2 protein-coding genes are annotated in these 755 nt (G+C 45.3%); one reads left to right on the forward strand and one right to left on the reverse strand.

Going from position 1 to position 755, the window contains the following annotated elements; all coding sequences use genetic code 11:
• Nucleotides 1-328, reverse strand: a 328-nt coding sequence (locus BO222_RS11555) for an ATP-binding protein (protein WP_233131260.1), incomplete at its 3' end; no start/stop codon positions are given.
• 139 nt (nt 329-467) lie between these two features.
• On the opposite strand from BO222_RS11555, the gene tnpA reads away from it, so the two are divergent.
• Nucleotides 468-755: IS66 family insertion sequence element accessory protein TnpA (gene tnpA, locus BO222_RS11560; RefSeq protein WP_198932079.1), on the forward strand; the 288-nt coding region annotated here is incomplete at its 3' end.

Below are 755 nucleotides of genomic sequence, written 5' to 3' on the forward strand. Positions count from 1 at the left end.
TAAAAAGGATATTCTGCTTCTGCTCAAGGAATTTCAGATTCTCAAAGCCGCGGATCTGGCCTTCATTGATGGAAGGCTGAAATGAAAAGTCGAAGTCCTTCATCTCCTTCAGAAACGGAAAGTTGGCCACTTTGACGCAGCCATGGATTGCACGGTCAGTCTTCAGCTTCATTTCGATATCTGTAAGTTCACACAAAGCTTCTATCACTGACTTTTCCTTGTTTCCAATCTGCTCAAGGTATTCATCCAGGTTGATTTCCATTCCTTTAAGTCCGAGACTGCTCAGGTTATCGACCAGCCGTCTGTATTTCTTCTGTTCTGTCATCATTCTCAGCTCCTCTATTTCACCTTTCCGGCAAGAAGATCCATTTTCTTCAGAGATTCCTCGTAACCTTTTGAAATTTGCATGGGCTTAGATCCTCCGGTTCCAGTCGATATTCTGTATTCGACTAGAACTGGAGGATTTTATGCATAATTATCTGTTTTCCAAATCCCGTGAACTGAATCAGGAACAGTGGATGAACCTGGTTGATCAATATCAGGTGTCAGGTCTGACTCAGGCTGGCTTCTGCGTCCAAAACGGCCTGGCTTTATCCACCTTCCAGTACTGGCGCAGAAAAGCTGCCGCCGTATCGCCTGCTTCAGCGGCTCTTGAATTCGTAGAAATTGACAGGACGGTCTTCCTGGATTTGGAAGGATCAGACGAGAGTCCAAAGCCGGTGATTGAAATCACTGACAGCGACCGAAGTTTCAAT

This window comes from Ileibacterium valens (assembly GCF_001945525.1).
Taxonomy (GTDB): Bacteria; Bacillota_I; Bacilli_A; order Erysipelotrichales; family Erysipelotrichaceae; genus Ileibacterium; species Ileibacterium valens.